Origin of the sequence: Mesorhizobium sp. M4A.F.Ca.ET.022.05.2.1, from assembly GCF_003998845.1 — a bacterium.
Lineage (GTDB): Bacteria > Pseudomonadota > Alphaproteobacteria > Rhizobiales > Rhizobiaceae > Mesorhizobium.
The window spans coordinates 1-2,700 of sequence record NZ_RZOJ01000591.1; the positions used below are offsets into that span (position 1 = coordinate 1).

3 protein-coding genes are annotated in these 2,700 nt (G+C 64.9%); all 3 read left to right on the forward strand.

Going from position 1 to position 2,700, the window contains the following annotated elements:
• Positions 1 to 480, forward strand: a 480-nt coding sequence (locus tag EN745_RS33235) for an ABC transporter permease (protein WP_145992286.1), incomplete at its 5' end; no start/stop codon positions are given.
• On the forward strand, positions 477 to 1,277 hold the full coding sequence (locus EN745_RS33240) for an ABC transporter permease (protein ID WP_126056000.1): 801 nt from the start codon (positions 477 to 479) through the stop codon (positions 1,275 to 1,277). The genes EN745_RS33235 and EN745_RS33240, both read left to right, overlap by 4 nt.
• Before the next feature lie 22 nt (positions 1,278 to 1,299).
• A partial coding sequence (gene ggt / locus EN745_RS33245) for a gamma-glutamyltransferase (RefSeq protein WP_127423196.1) occupies positions 1,300 to 2,700 on the forward strand: 1,401 nt, incomplete at its 3' end.

The following is a 2,700-nucleotide window of genomic DNA, read 5'->3' on the forward strand; positions in this document are numbered from 1 at the left end:
GGCCTGATCAACAGCTGGCTGATCGATCTCGGCGTCATCAGCCAGCCGCTGCCGCTCGCCAACAATTTCGCCGGCGTCATTATCGGCATGACCCACATCATGCTGCCGTTCCTAGTGCTGCCGCTCTACGCCTCGATGAAGACGATCGACACCGATTGCCTGCGCGCAGGCATGAATCTCGGCGCCAGCCCGGCCGCCACCTTCCGGCAGATATTCTTCCCGCTGTCGCTGCCCGGCCTCGCCTCCGGCGTGGTCATCGTCTTCGTGCTCTGCCTCGGCTTTTTCGTCACGCCGGCATTGATGGGCGGCGGCAAGGTCATCATGTGGGCGATGCGCATGGAGCAGACCACCAGCCTCTATTCCAACTGGGGCGCGGGCGCCGCGCTCGGCGTCGTGCTGCTTGCCGTCACGCTCGCCCTGCTCGGCCTGTTCCAATGGCTGCTCGGCGCACGCGCCACCGGCGTCTGGAGCTCGCGATGAGCATGGAAAATGCCCTGCCCATCTCGCACCGGCAACGGCTCTGGCTCTATGGTCTTGGCGCCCTCGTCCTGCTGTTCCTGATCGCGCCGTCGGTCATCATCGTCATTATGTCCTTTTCCGGCTCGACGCTGCTGCAGTTCCCGCCCCAGGAATGGTCGCTGCGCTGGTACGAGAGCTATTTCGGATCGGTGGAATGGCGCGATGCCACCATCGTGTCGGTCAAGGTCGCGGTGATGACGATGCTCGTGGCTACGCCACTCGGCACAGCCGCAGCCTACGCCATCAACATCGGCACGCTGCGAATGACCGGCGCCATCAATGCACTGCTCACCGCTTCGCTGATCATCCCGGTCATCCTGATCGGCATCGGCACCTTCTTCCTCTATGCCCGCATCGGCCTCAACAACACGCTGACCGGCCTTGTCGTCGCGCACACCGTGCAGGCCTTGCCGCTGGTGGTGCTGACCGTGCTTTCCGGCCTGCGGTCTTACGACATGAACCAGGAGAAGGTGGCGCGCAGCCTAGGTGCCAACCGCTTTTCCGCCTTCCGCCAGGTGACGATGCCGCAAATCCGTTTCTCGATCGTCTCGGGCGCGCTGTTTGCCTTCATCACCTCCTTCGACGAGGTGGTGGTTTCGCTGTTCATCTCCGGCGGCGAAACCACGACGCTGACGCGCCGCATGTTCAATGCTCTGCGCGACCAGATCGATCCGACCATTGCCGCCATTTCGACTTGCCTGATCGTGCTATCGATCGTCTTGTTGTCCGCCGCTCAGCTTTTCGGCCGCGGACGTTGAATGCAGGGATACCGTAAACAGCATGCGTGATTTCCAATTCCCCGGCCGCTCGCCCGCCCGCTCCACCGAAGCGATGGCCGCGACCTCGCATCCGCTGGCCACGCTTGCCGCCATCGAGATGCTGCGCTCCGGCGGCAATGCGATGGACGCCGCCGTCTGCGCCGCCGCCGTGCAGGCGGTGGTCGAGCCGCAGTCGACCGGCATCGGCGGCGACTGCTTTGTCCTCTTCTGCCCGAAAGGGCAAGGCAAGGTGCTGGCCTTCAACGGTTCGGGGCGTGCGCCTGCCGCCGCAACCGTCGACTGGTATCTGGAGAACGGCTTCAGCGAGCTTCCGAAGCAGGGTCCCCACGCGGTCACTGTACCGGGCGCGGTCGATGCCTGGTGCCGGCTGCTGGAAGACCATGGCCGCAAGGGCATTGCCGACGCATTGGCGCCCGCCATCCACTACGCGGAAAATGGCTACGTCGTGCACGACCGCGTCGCCTTCGACTGGGAGGATCCCGAAACCGACCTGTCGGCCGACGAGGTGGCGGCGCGCATCTTCCTGCCCGGCGGCCAGCCGCCCAAGGCCGGCGACGTCCATCGCCAGCCGGAGCTTGCCGAAACGCTGCGCATCATCGCGAAGAAAGGCCGCGCTGGCTTCTACGAAGGCGCGGTGGCCGACGACATCGTCGGCCGGCTCCGCCAGCTCGGCGGACTGCACACGCTCGACGATTTTGCTTCGACCAAGGGCGACTACAAGAACCCGGTCGGCATCGACTACCGCGGTTACGGCATCCACCAGATGCCGCCGAACAATCAGGGCCTGACCGCGCTTCTGATGCTGAACGTGCTGTCCGGCTTCAAACTCGGTGAACTCGACCCCAATGGCGCCGAACGCCTGCATCTGGAGATCGAGGCCGGGCGGCTGGCCTACCGCGACCGCGACACGTTTCTCGGCGACCAGGATCATGTCGCCGTCCCGGTGAAGGAGCTTTTGTCCGGCGCTTACGCCGACCGGCTGCGCGCCGCGATCGACCGCGAGCGTGCCATGACCGAATTGCCGCGCCTCGACCTGCCGGGCAGCGACACCGTCTACATTTCCGTCGTCGACCGCGACTTGAATGCGGTGAGCTTCATCAACTCCACCTACTATTCCTTCGGCAGCGGTGTCGTCAGCCCGAAGAGCGGCGTCGTGCTGCAGAACAGGGGCACCAGCTTCCGCCTCGATCCGAAGCACCCGAATGCCATAGCGCCCGGCAAGCGGCCGATGCACACCATCATGCCGGGCATGATGACCAAGGACGGCCGCGCGATGATGCCGTTCGGCGTCATGGGCGGCGGCTACCAGCCTTTCGGCCACGTTCACCTGCTGACCAACATGATCGACTTCGGCATGGACCCGCAGCAGGCGCTGGATGCGCCGCGCGTCTTCACCAACAGC

Excerpts from the sequence above, each read along its gene's own strand:
- EN745_RS33240 (WP_126056000.1), top strand. The coding sequence starts at position 477 with ATGAGCATGGAAAATGCCCTGCCCATCTCGCACCGGCAACGGCTCTGG.